Here is a 17,483-nt window from a genome sequence, read left to right as displayed (position 1 = left end):
CAGGTGCATTAAGGTTTTTGGAAACCGTATTTACTCAAGATCGCCTGGCTTTGCGGTGAAGATAAAAAGCTGATAAAACGCTTTGCTTCCTCGCTGTTTTTGCTCTCTTTAATCGGGGCAATCGGATAGGTAATGGCGACGTCTAACGTGACTTCAAATGCGACTTTGACTTTATCAACCATGATTGCTGCATCAGTGGCATACACAAAACCTGCATCGACCTCGCCACGCGCAACGTAATCTAATGACTGTCGTACATTTTGCGTATTGATCGCTTTACTCTCCAGTGCAGGCCACAACTTCGCCGCCTCTAAAGCATGTAAGGTATAGCGTCCGACAGGAACACTCGCTGGATTGCCAATCGCAATACGTTTTACTTCTAACTGACTTAAATCTTGCAAACGCTTTAAAGATAGCTTGCTATAGGATGGCGCAATCAGTACCAAGCTATTGCGTACAAAATTACGACGGTCTGTATTTACGATTAGGCCTTGTTTTTCGGCGGCATCCATCGTTTCTTGATCAGCAGACGCAAATACATCCACCGGTGCACCCTTTGCAATTTGCTGTAAGAGCGCACCCGAGGCGCCAAAATTTAAGGCGACTTCGGCATCTGGATATTGGGTTTGATAGTTTTGTGCAATTTCTTTAAACGCATTAGTTAAACTTACTGCAGCCGAAACCGTGACATCGCCTGCATAGGCGAAATTGGCTACGGTTACGAATAGCAAGCTGGCGAGTGCAGTTTTTATAGCATTAATTTGCATGATGGTCTCGATGGAATAAGTGAAAAGTCGTAATATACACTTATATATAACGAATTGTCGAAGTGAGCTCTGTTGAGTATCTGGATTCCTTGATTTTCCTCATGAGAGTTTACATTTTCTCAAATAATTTTTAGCTATTTATAGTTAGTTACTAGGGGCTGTTAACATTTAAGAAAATGTGTTTACATTCGGTATTTGAAAAACGGAGTACCTTGAATGAGCTTGACAAGAAAGATTTTGAGAGACGATCAATGGATGAAGCTGGCTGCTTTGTTACCAGGAAAAGAAGGCGATAGAGGACGTACTGGTCAAGATAATCGGCTATTCTTGGAATGTTGACGCGCATCCAAAATTGACCAGGTAAACGTAGTCCAAGATTTTATCCGCACCCCCGTTTGGTCAAATTTGAGTGCGCGCCAACACTCCTTTAACTCTACAAGTAAAAAATACGTGGCATAGAAAGCATCGCCCAAGAGTAAATCGTTTGCCGCCAATGTATCCAATAGCGAACGCAACAAGCCTTGCTCACCACTGCCTTTTCCTTTGAATGGCCCCATTGCTGCGTTCAATACTGCGCCTGCATCCAAACAACTGAGTGCGACGATTCTACAAATGGGAAAGCCACAACCTGGCTTTTGCATACTTTGTTGTGGGTAGGTGGCTTGGTTCTCGGGCGTGTCTGGCAATGTTACGGTCGTGCCATCAACTAAGCGAACACGCCGACCGTGCCAACGCCATTTGATGGCGGTTCTTTCCGTCATCATGCGCCCAGTAGCCGCGACCATTCCTGACACTAAAGACAGCGGCAAACGCTGCCGTGCTTTGCAGTAAGCGCCTGTTTTGGTGCTGCATAATGGCATGCCATGCAGCAAGCGTTTGGTCGCCACATCATCAACGATGCCTTGGCAAGAGCGATCAGGTTTAAGGGCTTGCGCTGCACGACTCATGAATTGCGCGCATTCCTAGAATTCGCTTTCACATTTCACATTAACCGCCGCAACTACCACAGCACCCACTGTGACTCTTGCCTGCAGCGGGATCGACATCGAAGCCAAGTTTGATTAAGGCAGCGCGCAACTGGATACTACTCGCAACATGTTCTTCGTAGCGTAACGTCGCGCGACCGCTGGCGAGCGTCACGCTGACTTCAATCACGCCTTCCATCCCACGCAATGTCTGGGTAATCATCTCGACGCATGGCTGACCTTTCATGCCGTTTACTTTTATGATCTCGGTTTGCATATTATTCTCACTTCTTCCTTTAATTTGATAGGTAATGTTCATTCGCCATCCGAAGCAAGGCTTCCTAGCCTTACTGGCTTGATGACACTGAAGGCATAAGAGTAGCATGAATTCGATTAAAGATGTATATTATATCCATGTATTGCAAAAGAGAGATAAATGATGACTTTATTATCAATTGAAGAACCAGAAACAAAGAGTGATTCCGCTATATGGCATAAACAACATCCAGTCTGGGGTTTGGGATTTCGGCCCTTTTATTTACTGGCTGCATGCTTTGCCGCGTTGAGTCTGCCCTTATGGATCGCGCAATACTTAGGCTGGTTCAGCGCTTGGCCGCAGGTCACTGCGGCATGGCATATGCACGAGATGATTTTTGGAGTGGTTATCGCGGTCATCATTGGCTTTCTATTTACCGCTGGACGTAACTGGACCGGTCTGCCAACGCCGACCAACTTGCATCTAGCAGGGCTTGCCTGTTGGTGGTTAATTGGCCGCGTGGCGATGTTGGCTGCGCCACCGAGTTTAGCCGCATTGGTCGATTTATCGTTTTTGCCTTTGGCCGCCTGGCCGATTTACCGTGTTCTGAAACAATCTGGTAACAAGCGCAATATGTTCCTGATTATGCTGCTAGCGCTGTTAACCGCAGCTAATGCCATTTTTCATGCTGCAGTGTTAAATCTCATTACGCTAAACCCAGCCTTGCCTATACATGCCGCGATCCTAATCGTCGTCGTCATTGAGTCAGTGATCGGCGCGCGCGTGATACCGATGTTTACCCAGAATGGTGTGCCAGGCGTGATACCTGCCGCCTATCCATGGCTTAACCGCAGCGCGATTACGGCAATAGTCATCGCTAGTTTGGCCTCGATCTCACCCTTGCCTTCCGCGCTGATAGCATCGTTGTGCGCGGGTGCGGGCTGCATAGTACTGGCACGGTTCGCACTGTGGCAACCACATCGCACTTTAGGCACGCCACTTGTTTGGATTTTGCACTTGTCCTACGCCTGGATACCTTTGGGTTTTTTCATGCTGGCGCTTAGTGCAATAGGACTCATCCCAAGCAGCGCAGCGTGGCATGCGTTAACGGTCGGTTCGATGGCTGGATTGATACTAGGGATGATGACCCGTACCACGCTAGGACACACGGGGCGTCTACTGAAGACTGGCCACGCCGAGTTAGCCATGTATCTGCTGATTCAAACTGGCGCCGTAGCACGTGTGGCTGCTTCACTTAGCGCGCCGGCACTGTATCAAGCAAGTTTGATCGTCGCCATGCTCTGCTGGAGCGGTGCGTTTCTGTTGTTTGTCATCGCATACGGTCCCTATTTGTTACGTGCTCGGGTTGACGGCCGAGAGGGATAGTTAAATGCAAATTCAAATTTCCTCATAAGAGTGAAAAAAAGCCACCGCTAATGCGTATCGACAATACGCATTAGCGGTGGCCTTTGAGTGCCAATTTAAATCAGATTAATTTTGAATATTTCGCGCCGGTTTGCAAAGCCAAGTATTTATCAAACACCATACCCACCGCCCGCACAAACATCCGCCCCTTTGCGGTAACTTGAATACTGTGCGCATCGACCTTGATCAATTCAGCCTCTTCGTATTTCTGCAATTGCGTCAGCTCATCCGCAAAATAGCTGCGAAAATCGATTCCATGCTGATGATTGATTGCGACAAAATCCACTGGTCCGCTACACATCAATTCCATAATAACTTGACGACGCAAGACATCATCATCAGTCAAAGAAAACCCTTTTTCTATCGGTAACTGGCCAGCATCCAGGTGTTCGTAATAGGCTTTGATCGTGCGCACTGACTGACTATATGAATGCCCTACCTTACCGATGGCAGACACTCCAAAACCGATTAGATCGCAGTCGGCGCGCGTAGTGTAACCCTGAAAATTTCTATGCAGACTTTTATCGAGACGCGCTTTATTCAGTTCATCATCTGGCTTTGAGAAATGATCCAGCCCTATGTAAATGTAGCCGGCGGCGAGCAACCTGCGCACGGACATTAGAAATATTTGCAGGCGTTCTTCAGCGCTAGGAAGCTCGCTTTCAATGATTTGCCGTTGCGCCTTGAAGCGGCTCGGTAAGTGAGCATAGTTATAAAGCGCTATGCGGTCTGGTGAAAGTTCAATCACCTTATCCAAGGTGCGGTTAAAGCTCGTCAGGGATTGCTTGGGCAAACCATAAATCAGATCGGCATTGATCGATTCAAATCCCGCCTTGCGACTTGCAGTGACCGCTTTCTCGACCATTTCATAAGGTTGGATACGGTTCACAGCTTGCTGTACCGCTGGGTCAAAATCTTGAACACCAAAACTAGTCCGATTAAAGCCGAGTTCGGCGAGTAGCTCTAAAGTGTCATCGCTGACGGTACGCGGGTCAATCTCTATCCCGAGTTCTGCATCAGGCAAAAGCTCGAAATGGCTGCGTATCATCACCATCAATTCGCGCAGTTCGTCTGAACTCAAAAAAGTAGGCGTTCCGCCGCCAAAATGGAGCTGAGCGGTACGCCGGTCTGGCCCGATTCTGGCTGCCACCATCGCCATCTCTTTTGCCAGATAGTGTAAATACTCTGTCGTGCGGCTATGGTCTTTGGTGATGATTTTGTTACAGGCACAAAAATAGCACAGCGATTCACAAAATGGAACGTGGATGTAGATTGATAGCGGCGGATTCTTATCCGTATTTGAAGCACGCTGTTCCAGATAGGCGATGTAGCTTTGTTCGGCAAACTCTGGATGAAAACGGTCTGCGGTTGGATACGACGTGTAACGCGGGCCAAGTTTGTCAAAGCGGCGTATCAAATCCTCGGAAATTTCGATTTCTGGCAAAGTATTCATAGACTTACTTATTTATTGGTTTCTCAATAGTGAAGCTACCTTCCCGAATAGAAACAACCTGACGTTCGGGTAAGTCTGCAATCACGCTATTTTAACTAGGGTATTTCGCTGATGATAATGATTAAAAATGCTTCTTGTGATACGTCACCTCACCGGCAATATCGACAGCTTTATTGGCAGCTATCCGGTTCGTGCTTATTTCGCTATGTTTGCTTTATTTTTGCATGCAAATGGATAGGGCTGGATTTCGCTTTTAAGCCTGCACCTCCAACTTTTTTACTAATCAAGTCTTCCAAGGTCACACCATCGAGTACCGCCAAATAGGCCGCAGTGGCCGAGCTCAACACCCCTTTCAAGGCGCAAGCTGAAGCATAGGCGCAGCAGGTATCGCTATGGTCGAAGCATTCCGCCATAAAGAAATCACTCTCGGAATTGCGCACCACCTCGCCAATATTAATTTGCTTCGGATCCTTACTTAATTTTAAGCCTCCATTGCGCCCGCGCACCGTGTCGACCATGCCCGACAAACCAAGTTGGTGCACCACTTTCATCAGGTGATTTTTTGATACAGAGTGTAAGTCAGCGATGTCTTGAATTGTCACTAGGTGATCTTGATTGATCGCCAAATGCATCAGGGTGCGTAGTGTGTAATCGGTATAGGCAGTGAGTCTCATGGCTTGAATATTCTTGGTAATGAAGTTATCACAAAGTTCCAAAGAAAAATTTATGCAGTACTTAGTATATATGTTTATGGAGCGAAATAAGTAGCCTTTATAAAATAAGATGTATTTTACTTGCATCTTATAAATGATGCATATAGAATCCATCTTTATCAATATCGTTGTTTTTACCGCTTTCTCACTATTGCAAAAAAAAGGAAACCACGCCATGCATGCAACGCGCAAACTCTGGACCTGGCTCGCTGTCATCTGTGTACTCTCATTCTCCGTTCTCGGCTGGGTAGGCACAGAAATCTATCTAACGGCGCCACCCATCCCCAAGCAAGTCATCAGTACCGATGGCAAGATTTTGTTTTCAGAAGGTCAGGTGCAACTTGGCCAGGAAGCATGGCTCTCAGCTGGTGGTCAACAGCTTGGCTCCGTATGGGGCCATGGTAGTTACGTCGCGCCGGATTGGTCCGCCGATTGGCTGCATCGTGAAGCATTGACCTTACGTGCTATCTGGGCACAGCAAGAATTTGGCAAAAATTTTGAGCAGCTGAGCCTTGGCCAGCAGGCTGAACTCGATGCCAAGTTGAAGAATGAAATGCGGCTCAATAGCTACGACAGCAAGAGTGGCAACATCACACTCTCCCCGGCACGGGCCCAGGCAGTGGCGCAAGTGGTCGAACATTATGTCGGCCTGTTTGGTGATGACCCAAAACTAGATAAACTGCGTGAACAATATGCGATGACTAGTGGGGCACTTCGAGATCCGCGTGATCTGCAAGCCCTGCCTGCATTTATGTTTTGGTCGGCATGGTCGGCAGCGACCGACAGGCCGGGTGAAACTGGAATTAGCTACACCAGCAATTGGCCGCATGAACCGCTGGTCGGCAATACGCCGACTGCTGGTGCCGGTATTTGGTCGATCGCTAGTATCATCCTCATGATTGCAGCAATTGCAGGAATGATTTTTCTCCATTCGATCAGCAAGGAAGCGCCTGATCCGACGCCTCCTAAAACCGATCCACTATTCGATCTAAAACCGACTCCTTCGATGAAGGCCACTAAGAAATATTTCTATGTCGTGATCGGCCTAATTTTGGCGCAAGTGGCGATGGGCGTGATTACTGCCCACTACGCAGTTGAAGGTCAGAGTTTTTTCGGCTTCCCACTCGCAAAAATCCTACCATTTACGGTTAGCCGCACAATACACACGCAGTTCGCGGTATTGTGGATCGCCACCGCTTGGCTGGCCACCGGCTTATATATTGCACCAGCGATTTCCGGACATGAACCAAAATATCAAAAACTTGGTGTTGATGTCTTGTTCTATGCCCTGCTATTTATCGTAGTAGGCTCTACCGCTTTTGGCTGGCTCGGTACTTTGCAGAATTTAGGCAACGATTTCAGTTTCTGGATTGGCAATCAGGGTTTGGAATTCACCAGCATGGGGCGTGTCTGGCAAGTTTTATTATTCATTGGTTTGCTGTTTTGGGTAACCTTACTAGGCCGTGGTTTAATGCCCGCTTTGAAGACGCCATCTGAAAGCCGTGGCCTGATCGCCATGGTATTTCTGGCCGCACTCTGTATCGGAGGCTTCTATGCGACCTCTTTAACTTGGGGCCCGCGCACACATTATTCGATGATCGAATACTGGCGTTGGTGGTTGGTGCATTTGTGGGTAGAAGGTTTCTTTGAAGTGTTTGCTACCGCGGTGATAGCATTGTTGTTCACGCGCCTCGGCTTGATACGCGCCAGCACTGCGAATAGTGCCATCGTCTTAGAAACCATCGTGTTTCTGTTTGGCGGCATTTTGGGCACCTTGCATCATTTGTACTTCACGGGCACTCCTACTTTCGTGATTGCCATCGGTGCGATGTTCTCTGCATTGGAAGTAGTACCACTGGCACTGATCGGTGTCGAAGCCTACAAAAATTATCAACGCTCGAAAGCGGCAACTTGGGTACAAGCCTACAAGTGGTCGATACTTTGCTTCATCGCTGTAGGCTTCTGGAACGTGGTCGGAGCTGGTCTTTTAGGTTTCTCTATCAATACCCCGATCGCACTGTATTACATGCAAGGACTGAACATGACTGCTGCTCATGGACACGCCGCACTGTTTGGTGTGTACGGCATGTTGGGCATCGGTTTGCTGTTGTTTTGCCTGCGTGGTCTGTCTGATCGTGCCGCATGGTCAGACAAGTTGTTGGCACCGATGTTTTGGTCAATGAATATTGGTTTGGCGATGATGGTCTTCATCTCTTTGGTTCCAGCCGGTATCTATCAGGCATGGGCCAGTATAACTCAGGGCATGTGGTTCGCGCGTTCACCGGAAGTCATACACTCGAACCTGATGGAAACTTTCGTCTGGATGCGCGTACCAGGTGACATCGTGTTCGCGATTGGCTGCGTATTTCTCGCCTTGTTCGCCTGGCGTTTGTTGATGGGTGGCAAACGTGAGCAGTCGGCGTTGACACCAACTGCCCAGACCAAACGTGTTTAATAACACTATTTTCATACAACTCTAAAAATCAGTATTTCCACGAGTAGCACGATGGGCACGAAAAAAATCATGAAAAGCCTTTGCATCTTTTTTAATTTTTCCGTGTTTATCGTGGAGCATTTTTTAATAATTTCACATTACAAGGAGTATCACCATGACACACAACTGTTCTACAGCTATTGTTGCCGATGGCACTTATCCATTTGATGCACGTGGCGTCGCAAAACGCTTTCGCCATGCGGCTATCTTCGGTGCTCTGCAATCGCTCCAAGTGGGCGAGACTATGCGCTTTTGCAATGACCACGATCCTCTACCTTTATTGGCGCAGCTTGATCAACGATTTGGCAGCGGTATCAAGATGAGCTATGTTTCACGTGCACCTGGCGAAATCGTCATTGACTTCATGATAGTCGGCTGATTACTGAGGCATTTCTCAACGACACTATGAATCAACACCAACATCAGATGCATCATTTTGACCTCTTAGTTTGGTGTTGATTCCACTCAAGAAAAACTGGTGGAAAACATGAAAATCTCTCAATTATTGTTGTCCGTAATGAGTTTTGTAGTAACTCTTAACATAAGCACAGCGGCGCCGCTATTGGTGCTTGCCGATCAGCATAGCGGACACAAACACGATGCTGAGATCCGTACACAACTAAACCTAAACGATGGTAAAAAGTGGCGCACCGATGACGCCTTGCGCCACGCCATGACAAACATCCGTATCAGCGTAACAAATACATTAACAGCTATCCATAGTGGTAATCTGAAATCCATGCAATACGATGTGCTCACTAAAAGCATAGAAAAGGAAATCGCCTTTATCGTGGCACACTGCAAACTTGATCCAAAAGCAGACGAGAACCTTCATATCATACTTGGCCGCTTCGCCATCGGAGTGGATATCGTAACAGCTAAGCGAGGAACTCAGGAAAAGGAATTAGGAGTGATCAACATGGCGGAAACTTTGAACACCTACGGCAAATATTTCGACCATCCCGGTTGGCGAGCGATAGAATTTAACTCTCATTAATCAAATCCAATTAGAGTAAGAAATCTTTAATCTGTGTTACTCAAGAGTACTACCGAAACCAGTAACGCGGCATCTGTTAATGCAAGCAAATCATGCTTCACGTTGCCGGCCAAATACAATAAATCGCCTTGCCGAAGAACCTTCCGCTCGCTTTCGACACCGACATCGACCTCACCTTTAAGGCAATGTATAGTAATTGGCCCGCTGACCTGATGTGGCGGGACTTTTTTCCCGGCAAGCAAAACCATACGTATGACTTCCAAGTGAGGTCCTTTAAACAAAGCAGTAGTTTTAACTTCAGCAAGCGATGCCTCAATCGGCAATACATTGGTCACCTGACCTGATGCGAGATGCGAAATGGCCATATTACTTCTCCAAAAATATAAAATCCCATTAGCGTATTGCCAGTTTCATAGTATCTGATCAAACGCTTGCAAGCAATGAATTGAAAACTGTTTATCCCAAAGCCACTTTCTTGACTGACACAATTTGACTATTTTTTATTTTTTTAAATTAGCCAGCGGCTCAATAAATTAGACGGCTGGTACGCCAAGATTACCAATACCTGCATTCATTTCCATCACATAGTCTTTAAGTGATTTAGGAACGAAGAAATTGATGTTTCGCTATGCCGAGAACCTAAAATCACCTCCACTAGCAGCACAAAATAACTCGTCGTCGGATATTAAAATGCAAAGCTCATGCCGATTATTGGAATTAATAAACCTGCGCTCGAACTTGCGGTAAATCGACGCCCACCAAAAGTTAAAGTAAGAAAGGAATAGAGAATCCGTAAGGCCGTACCCGTCAGAGCAGGTAAGGTAATCAAGAAAAACAACTTTTCCTTGTTGAACTTAAATCTGACAATTTCTAGATTTGCAGCGACCACGCTCAATACCATTCAGACCAAGATTACGAATTTTCTTGCGCCCATCTGGTTAAAACATGACTCACGATGTGGCTTCCGAAAATGTCACATTAAATTGATATCTGTAATACGAGATCGCCCCGATGAAGAACCACTTGATCCGTCGTACTACCAATCGTGCAGTCAACATAGGCTATCCAAACGACGAATAGAATTTTTCTCTTTGCTTTTCGCTGAATACAAATGGGCTTAGTCCCTAGCCAAAAGAACTCGCAATGGCGGACATCCTCCCGTAGTGATTGTGATCCTACCGAATGCGATTCTTCGGGCAAGAAACTGTTGCTGGCTCATCCACTGGATAATTTTTTAATGTTTCTAGGCAATGAATATGAATACGCGATGCCCTGACCTGTATCAGTCCAAGCCCACTCAAATGATGCAAGGTGCGGGAAAATGTTTCTGGTGTGAGATTTAACAAAGAAGCGACGACGTTTTTCTTTAACTCAAGTCGAATGTGGGTACTATTTTGCGATACGGATACTTGGACTAAATAATCAACCACACGTTGCATGGCGTTGTGTAAAGCATGTCGTTCAACATTGCGAATGAACCCCAGCAAACGATAAGACAAGCCCGTCATCATCTGTCTAGCTATGACAGGCGAATGCTCAAGCAAGGTGAGCAGCGCGTTTTTTGGAAGGCGTAATAACAACGATGGTTCCAGCGCTTCAGCGTAAAAAGGATAAGGCTCATCAAGGAACATCATTGCTTCGCCAAAGGATTGACCTGGCCGTATTAACTCAACGATCTTGTCGCTACTAGCAGACGAGGGAATCGCCAGCTTGATGAGGCCAAAAACGAGGATATAGCAACCGTCGGCCAGATTGCCCTTCTGAAAAAGCATTAGCCCTTTTTCCAGGTCCACTTTCACCACACTCGTTTTCAAACTTTCCAACTCAAATGGCGAGATATGTTTAAACAAAGCCTGGTTAGCCAGCAAACCGTCAATATTTATCTTACCCATATTACCTCCCCCACTATAGGAATGAGACCTCTGCGCAACTGAAGCGAGCGGTCGAATTTTGTGTCGAAAAGCGCACCTATACTAGAGCACAGCGACGAGCTTGTAGCTTTGGCAGAATCAAAAATTCGGTCGCACAGTAAGTTGTGCTGATGTCTCAAAATAGTGGAAGTGTAAAAGCTAACAGCCCATGCGACTATCCGTCAAAGGGAGTAGTCGAGCAACGCAAAAGAACCAGAGATCAAACGACTATTGATGTGGAATAAACTTCAAGCTATTGAATAGTTTAAAAAGCCTCATTTATCCATGCCATGTTCGACGGCATAAACGGCAATCTGAACGCGACTGCTCAAGTTCAATTTTTTCAGAATGTTTTGCACGTGAATCTTTATAGTACTTTCCGCGACATCAAGATTTCGAGCAATTTCTTTGTTACTTTCGCCACGCGCCAAGCACACCATGGTTTCACGTTCGCGCGGTGTCAATTTTTCACGCTCAGGCTCCACCGTTACATTATTTCCAGACCGGAATTGCATCACTAACTTAGCAGTCATGGCGTCAGCGATCACAGGCACGCCTGCCGCTGCTCGCTTGATTGATTGGTTTAAATAATCCGCATCGATGTTTTTCAGCAAATAACCGCGTGCACCACTTTTTAGCGCCGCCGTTAAGTCTTCTGCTTCCTCAGAAACGGTTAACATTAGAACAGCAGTTTCTCGCAAATCTTCCACGATAAGTTGCATCGCTTCCAAGCCTGAGAGTCCCGGCATATTCAAATCCATCAGCACCACATCGGGCTTTAATTGTTTTGCCCGCTTGACACCTTCCAATCCATCCGAAGCCTCACCAATAATCTCAAATTCGGGATTGCGTTGCAAAATCAAACGTATGCCACTACGAAACAATGTGTGATCATCTACTAGTAAAATTTTAATTGACATTGTTCGCTTCTTTGTTAAATTTTCACCCAGCTTTATTGAGAGACTGACGGAAGAATTTAACGTAAGCCATACGTTTCAATTCGTGCTGCCATAGTCATTCTGGGCAACCAGCCCTTCCTCACGTTTTAATTGTAAGGAGACAGCAGTGCGCCTATTAATTTTACTGAGAATATCAAATTTTGCCAATGAGCAGGAAACCCATTCGTACATTGTACGCAAGCCGACATGGCTATCGCCTTTTTCGTGCACCGTCATTGAAAGATCACGATCATTATTGACTCGCACATGCACGTCACCACTATATGAACAGTCAGGTATCGATCACCACAGCTTTCCGTGCCGTTTTCCACGGTGAACTGTTGTGTAAAATTGAGGACTTAGCCACCCGTTTGTGACATAAAGCGAATAATTTTGGTTGACTGCGTGTTAAATTCATGTCGCTCCGGCTTCAATTCTATCGCTGTACGAATCGCTGCCTCTAACTCATTGTCACTAATACCCGCCCGTAGTAAGGGGCGAAGTTCAAACTTTTCATCTTGTCCCAAACACATATATAAAGTTCCATCCACTGCCAAACGCACCCTATTACAACTTGCACAAAAATGTTGACTCATTGGCGTAATGAAACCTAAAGTAGATGCGCCGTCACGACTCATCCAATAACGTGCAGGGCCACCACCTAGTTCGCTCGCAACGGGAACGAGATCGAATTGATCCACTAACTGCTGCCGGATAGGGCCAATATCCATGTACGCAGAATTTTGCCCCGTGTGACCAATCGGCATTGCTTCAATTAACCGCAAAATGAAACCCTGCTCAAAGCAAAATTTCGCCATACGTAATATCTCGTGATCGTTAACGCCACGCATTACCACCATATTAAGTTTAATTGGCTTAAAACCTGCTTGCTTACCCGCTTGCAGACCCGCCATGATGCTAGCGTAACTATCGCTACCCGTTATTTTTAGCATACAGGCTTTGTCTAAGCTGTCGAGACTGACGTTGATACGATTGACCCCAGCTAAATACAAATCATCGGCGTATTTAAAAAGCTGCGTTGCGTTGGTCGACAACGAGATATCAGTCACCTGCGTATGGCGAGCAATTCCCTCTACCAAACGTGGCAAATCCCGACGCAATAGAGGCTCACCACCCGTGAGGCGAATTCTGCGGGTTCCCATACGCGCAAATGCAGCCACGACTCTTTCAATTTCATCAAAGCGCAGCCAGTTCTCCGGTTCCTCGAAACCACGAAAACCTTGCGGCATGCAATAACTACAACGCAAATCACATTTATCCGTGACCGAGACGCGTAAATAATCGACACGACGACCAAAGCGGTCTATCAGTGGTGCAGTAACGGTGTCCTGTCTTTGAAGTGGCTGGATTTTCATACTTGAATTGTGGACCGCAGCAGGCTGAACCGCAATTCCTCTGCTAGCCAAGGCTACCTAGTTCTCTTGGGGGAAGGAAACAAAAGTGTCAGTGGCGATCATTTAATTTTTTGCAAAAATCACACGCTTCAATTCGTGACGATAACGAAACAAGGCGCGTAGAATCAGTGCACCAATTAGCATTTGGGACGCTGCAAAAATGCATCCGGCTAGCGGAAGAATGATTGAGGGGGCCACAGGAACCATGAGTAAACCAAGGAAAGCGACGACCACTAGCCGTGCTTGTAGGCGTAAATGCTGTGGCAAAATCACTTCTTGCATCGTTGGAATACGTTGTGGCGTAGGAATCTGGCGCCGTAAATGTAAAAAAACAAGAAAGGGAATAATTTTTCCCAACATCGCATTGACCGGAAAAACCGCCCCGCCCACTAGTCCGAGTACACCTATCCACCAAGGTGAAGCATCGATAAAGAACGCTGGCAAGTAGTCGTGAGGAACCGCTAACATCAAATACAACATGGCACTTGAAAACCAACTTAACACGCAAGCGACCCAGAGCGTCCACGCAGGATCGAAACGCCGCTTTGCTTTCATCACATTTTTAAAGGCAAAGGCTGCTAAACACATCACCACCAAAGCGAGCAAGATTGTCCAATAAGGTATCCCATCTTGCGAATCAAAAAGCGTCATTAACATCAACAGTAGCCACAACACGACAGGAACTGATTGATGCCATCTGGCAGATGGTTTGGGACTCTGCCAAAACATGGGAACGACGGTCGAGGCAATACCAGAAACCAACGCAGCCACCCAGCCTAGACCTGCCCATGCCACATGTCGTGTTAGTACAGCAGTCAGATTGATTTCCCAAGCGCCAGCAAATCCACCGGCCAATGCCACACCTAATCCGAGCACCATAAGAAGAGACAAGGCAATCCAACGCAAGGTCAACAAACTTGCATCGTGATGAGTCGGGAGAACCATGCGCCATGCTGCCAAGGCGAGCGCGCAAACGACAGCACCGTATATGAGAATCGCCATCAACATCGCTAGAATAAACGCGATGCGATTTCCATGCAAAAAACCAAATGAAAGCGCTAGCGATACACTAAAGGAAGCAAGCGCCACAAACGGGCTGATTGTTTTTGCGCCAGGCACAGCTTGCCCGGCGACCACGGGGAATAGTTGAAACAACGCGCCGATCATGATCGGTGCCAACATCCCCAATGCCAGCACATGGGTAACCGCCAACACCAAAGGAGCGAAGCGACTCGGCACACCTTCAGCAGGACCAAATGCAAGAAGAAGCCCTGCGACGGCTCCTATCCATGGTGCAGGAAGTAGGCAACCAAAAATAGTCGCTGGCGACGGCGCCAGCTCGTAGCTGAGAATTTTATTAGCCACAACAATACATAGAGGCTATGTCACTGCTTTTGCGTTTGTACTCTCACCTGTTCCAGCACATGAGCATGCACCACCGCAGCCGCCCATCCCCAACAGAGACGCTAAATTTGGAATGCTTCCACCGCACATAGGGTAGAGAACATTTTCCTCTTTCACATTGTGCTGTTGTATCAATACGTTGAGAGTATCGATCGTCGCTAAAGCCGCAGCTATCTCTTTGCTATCAATTTGCGCCATGACCTGATCACGAAGTTGGCGTATCTCTGCGTGCTCACTGCGCATCACAGTCGTCGGTCCGTTCGTCATGCCTGTGGCTTTTTCGAAGGCCGGAAATAGGCGTTCCTCTTCAAGATGGAAGTGATGTTCCAACTGCTCATCAAACAGGCGAAAGTTCCTACCGGCAGACGGCATATCAGCTTTATGCAAGGCTGCTTCTACGCGGTTCAATTGATCGTCGCATTCCACATGTTGTTTTACCAAACTCATCATTGCTTGAGACATCTTCTTCACACTTTCTAAGTTATTGCACCAAAGGCGTTTCCGCCCCTTCTAATTCGATGCCGCTGATCTTCGCTTGTCCGACCATCAATTGCAGATACTGTCGCATGGCGTGATCGTGACTGGCTCTTTGCATGGCATCGGCAATCTTGCTTTCTACCTGTTCGAACGGGAGTAATTTTCCCACCAATTTGCGACCCAATTGCACAATGTGCAGACCGAATCGGGTCTCCACCAAACGCGGCACTATCTCGTGTTCTTCCGCTGAAAAAATGACTTTTTCAAATTCAGGAACCGTGTCACCGCGGGTCAGTTGACCTAGATTGCCACCCACTTCACTTGATGGGCAGTTTGAATTCGCCTTCGCCATCGCCGCAAAATTGGCTGGATTGTCCAATACATCTTGCAAGACAATTTCGGCATGTTTGCGTAAATTATCCAAATCTAACGCCTGCGTCACTTGAAACAAAATATGACTTGCTTCGACCAACTCACCGACCGTAAAGCGCTGCGGATGGGCCTGATAATGACGCAGACATTCTTCAGCGCTAGGCTTAGGCACCACTACTTCGCGCACCAGCAAAGCTTCGATTTTGTCTTCGTCATTGCCGGACAATCCCAATTCATCGGCCTTATCCAACAAGACGCGACGCAAGACCAAAGCCGTCATCGCACTCTTCATCGGATCAGCAGAATCCTGATGTTCAGGTAATTCTCTTTCCATCTCAGCATCGCTGAGTTCGTAACCATTAACTATGACGGGCATGATTGCCTCCTGTTTAGTTTTATGCCCCGCAGAGATGGCGAATACGCGAAGATATTCACATCAGACTCTGCGGTCCAAAGATTTATCTAGGGCGTACTAATTGCCATGCACGACTCAAGTAGCCGACTGATGCAAAGCCACTCCATACATGTACCAAGCGGGTGAATGGGAAGATTACGAATAAGCTCAAGCCCATAAACAAGTGCGCTTTGAACATGAATGGCGCAGTCACGATGTAACTGGCTGCATCACCTTTAAAAGTCACGATGTGCTGTGCCCACGTCATCAACAACACCATCATGTGTCCATCTCTGTGATGCAAAGATTCAAAGATGGTCGATAAGCCTAGGCCCAAGGTAATGAATATCCACAACAGCAATACTTTGTCGCCGGTCTTAGTCACTGCGGAGACACGTGCATCGGTAAAACGTCTATGCATCAGAATCAACAAGCCAACCATACACAAAGTACCAAACACACCACCCATTACAATCGCGATCATTTGTTTAAAACCATGTGAAATGCCTAAGCTATCCCATACGATCACTGGAGTCAGCAAACCAACCATGTGACCAAAGAACAAGCCAAGTACACCGATGTGAAACAAGATATTGCCGACCCGCAGATTACCCGCATGCAGCATTTGGGAAGAATCACTCTTCCACGTGTACTGCTCACGCTCGAAACGTGCCAGGCTGCCGAACAAGAAAATCGCCAGAGCGATGTAGGGATAAATCCCGTATAAAAATTGATGTAAATAGTCCATCACTGACTCCCAAAAAGTTTAATTTGCAGCTGCTTGATTTGCAGCATTGGGTTGACGTGGATAAAAATTAAGCGTCTGCGCGCCACCAGATGCCCCGCTTGATGAACACGACAAGCCCGGTTTCAACAATGGTTCAACGCCATCCGCACCCGGACCAAAGGTTTCCATCGCATCGTCCATATCGCGCACAGGTGGCTCGCCTTGTTCTTGCGGCACCACATCGGTGAACGATGTCAGCAATAAGAAGGCATTCGCATACGGGCTATCCTTGCGTTGCAAACGAATGCCGATTGCTGCTAATACATGAATCGCTTCACCGAGTAATTTCTCTGCGGTTTCTGCATCGACCAAACTTAAAAATTCTAAGAACAGCGGCACATAATCCGGTAATTCGCTGGCCTCTGGTTCGAAACCATAGCGACGATATTCGGAAATTAAATCCACCATAGCCTGACCACGATCACGGCTTTCACCATGGATATGTTCAAACAAATGCAAGGCAACGGAAGGTGTGCGGTCAAACGTGCCCACATAGTTTTCTTGCACGCTGATCAGACTGTTTTCTTGCAAATAATTGAGCAAGGGCTGCACTGCCTCTAAAACTTCTGGATCGGCAACTAACTCGGCACGAATCTCAGGCAAAGCAGCGATCAGATCTGGCTGCGGGTAACTGAGTAGTGCGGATAAAATGCGATAAATTTGCATACGATTTCCTTTTTTAAAACCTCTCAACACAGAGGCGCAGAGACACAGAG

At 46.9% G+C, this 17,483-nt stretch carries 17 protein-coding genes and 2 pseudogenes; 5 read left to right on the top strand and 14 right to left on the bottom strand.

Annotation, left to right across the window (positions count from 1 at the left end; translation table 11 throughout):
• Nucleotides 1–8: 8 nt before the first annotated feature.
• Entirely contained in the window at nt 9–767 is a 759-nt protein-coding gene (gene modA / locus ACFFJH_RS02605; RefSeq protein ID WP_390209825.1) for a molybdate ABC transporter substrate-binding protein, read from the bottom strand.
• Nucleotides 768–989: 222 nt separating this feature from the next.
• Here modA and ACFFJH_RS02600 point away from each other — a divergent pair.
• A pseudogene (locus ACFFJH_RS02600) lies at nt 990–1,100 on the top strand (IS5/IS1182 family transposase); the annotation flags it as partial.
• Here the strand turns inward: ACFFJH_RS02600 and ACFFJH_RS02595 are convergent.
• Nucleotides 1,100–1,702: pseudogene (locus tag ACFFJH_RS02595) on the bottom strand (transposase); the annotation flags it as partial. The pseudogenes ACFFJH_RS02600 and ACFFJH_RS02595 overlap by 1 nt on opposite strands.
• Before the next feature lie 52 nt (nt 1,703–1,754).
• Nucleotides 1,755–2,009 carry a heavy-metal-associated domain-containing protein gene (locus ACFFJH_RS02590; protein ID WP_186923614.1) on the bottom strand — a complete coding sequence of 85 codons (255 nt, stop codon included), beginning with the start codon at nt 2,007–2,009 and terminating at the stop codon, nt 1,755–1,757.
• Nucleotides 2,010–2,168: 159 nt separating this feature from the next.
• Between ACFFJH_RS02590 and ACFFJH_RS02585 the strand changes: the two genes are divergently transcribed.
• Entirely contained in the window at nt 2,169–3,374 is a 1,206-nt protein-coding gene (locus tag ACFFJH_RS02585) for an NnrS family protein (protein WP_390209824.1), read from the top strand.
• 100 nt (nt 3,375–3,474) lie between these two features.
• Here the strand turns inward: ACFFJH_RS02585 and hemN are convergent, their stop codons facing one another.
• The gene (hemN, locus tag ACFFJH_RS02580) at nt 3,475–4,866 is read right to left on the bottom strand and encodes an oxygen-independent coproporphyrinogen III oxidase (RefSeq protein WP_390209823.1); all 1,392 of its coding nucleotides are present in this window, start codon (nt 4,864–4,866) and stop codon (nt 3,475–3,477) included.
• A gap of 203 nt (nt 4,867–5,069) precedes the next feature.
• Entirely contained in the window at nt 5,070–5,540 is a 471-nt protein-coding gene (locus ACFFJH_RS02575; RefSeq protein WP_186956860.1) for an RrF2 family transcriptional regulator, read from the bottom strand.
• A gap of 214 nt (nt 5,541–5,754) precedes the next feature.
• Here ACFFJH_RS02575 and ACFFJH_RS02570 point away from each other — a divergent pair, with 214 nt between their 5' ends.
• From ACFFJH_RS02570 to ACFFJH_RS02560, 3 genes are all read left to right on the top strand, one after another.
• Nucleotides 5,755–8,034, top strand: a complete 2,280-nt coding sequence (locus ACFFJH_RS02570; protein ID WP_390209894.1) for a nitric-oxide reductase large subunit — start codon at nt 5,755–5,757, stop codon at nt 8,032–8,034.
• Nucleotides 8,035–8,188: 154 nt separating this feature from the next.
• Nucleotides 8,189–8,452, top strand: coding sequence for a DUF2249 domain-containing protein (locus ACFFJH_RS02565; protein WP_186923609.1), 264 nt, complete (start codon nt 8,189–8,191; stop codon nt 8,450–8,452).
• A gap of 108 nt (nt 8,453–8,560) precedes the next feature.
• Nucleotides 8,561–9,070, top strand: a complete 510-nt coding sequence (locus ACFFJH_RS02560) for a hypothetical protein (RefSeq protein ID WP_390209822.1) — start codon at nt 8,561–8,563, stop codon at nt 9,068–9,070.
• A gap of 26 nt (nt 9,071–9,096) precedes the next feature.
• Here ACFFJH_RS02560 and ACFFJH_RS02555 read toward each other — a convergent pair whose 3' ends face one another.
• From ACFFJH_RS02555 to narJ, 9 genes are all read right to left on the bottom strand, one after another.
• The gene (locus ACFFJH_RS02555; protein ID WP_390209820.1) at nt 9,097–9,435 is read right to left on the bottom strand and encodes a cupin domain-containing protein; all 339 of its coding nucleotides are present in this window, start codon (nt 9,433–9,435) and stop codon (nt 9,097–9,099) included.
• 810 nt (nt 9,436–10,245) lie between these two features.
• The gene (locus tag ACFFJH_RS02550; protein WP_390209819.1) at nt 10,246–10,962 is read right to left on the bottom strand and encodes a Crp/Fnr family transcriptional regulator; all 717 of its coding nucleotides are present in this window, start codon (nt 10,960–10,962) and stop codon (nt 10,246–10,248) included.
• Nucleotides 10,963–11,255: 293 nt separating this feature from the next.
• A complete protein-coding gene (locus ACFFJH_RS02545; RefSeq protein ID WP_390209816.1) occupies nt 11,256–11,900 on the bottom strand; it encodes a response regulator in 645 nt (214 codons plus the stop codon).
• Between the two features lie 377 nt (nt 11,901–12,277).
• Entirely contained in the window at nt 12,278–13,294 is a 1,017-nt protein-coding gene (gene moaA / locus ACFFJH_RS02540; RefSeq protein ID WP_390209815.1) for a GTP 3',8-cyclase MoaA, read from the bottom strand.
• A gap of 102 nt (nt 13,295–13,396) precedes the next feature.
• Nucleotides 13,397–14,698 (bottom strand): hypothetical protein, encoded by a 1,302-nt coding sequence (locus ACFFJH_RS02535; RefSeq protein ID WP_390209814.1) that lies wholly within the window; start codon nt 14,696–14,698, stop codon nt 13,397–13,399.
• 15 nt (nt 14,699–14,713) lie between these two features.
• The gene (locus ACFFJH_RS02530; protein ID WP_390209812.1) at nt 14,714–15,199 is read right to left on the bottom strand and encodes a hemerythrin domain-containing protein; all 486 of its coding nucleotides are present in this window, start codon (nt 15,197–15,199) and stop codon (nt 14,714–14,716) included.
• A 19-nt stretch (nt 15,200–15,218) separates the two neighbouring features.
• Nucleotides 15,219–15,962: a peptidylprolyl isomerase gene (locus ACFFJH_RS02525; protein ID WP_390209811.1), complete on the bottom strand. Its 744-nt coding sequence runs from the start codon at nt 15,960–15,962 to the stop codon at nt 15,219–15,221.
• Nucleotides 15,963–16,044: 82 nt separating this feature from the next.
• The gene (narI, locus tag ACFFJH_RS02520; RefSeq protein ID WP_390209809.1) at nt 16,045–16,728 is read right to left on the bottom strand and encodes a respiratory nitrate reductase subunit gamma; all 684 of its coding nucleotides are present in this window, start codon (nt 16,726–16,728) and stop codon (nt 16,045–16,047) included.
• An 18-nt stretch (nt 16,729–16,746) separates the two neighbouring features.
• On the bottom strand, nt 16,747–17,433 hold the full coding sequence (gene narJ, locus ACFFJH_RS02515) for a nitrate reductase molybdenum cofactor assembly chaperone (protein ID WP_390209808.1): 687 nt from the start codon (nt 17,431–17,433) through the stop codon (nt 16,747–16,749).
• Nucleotides 17,434–17,483: the final 50 nt, after the last annotated feature.

It is taken from the genome of Affinundibacterium danionis (assembly GCF_042432465.1).
Classification (GTDB): Bacteria; Pseudomonadota; Gammaproteobacteria; order Burkholderiales; family Burkholderiaceae_D; genus Undibacterium; species Undibacterium danionis.
The sequence above is the reverse complement of the archived record's forward strand: the minus strand, read 5'-3'. Positions and strand labels throughout refer to the sequence as shown.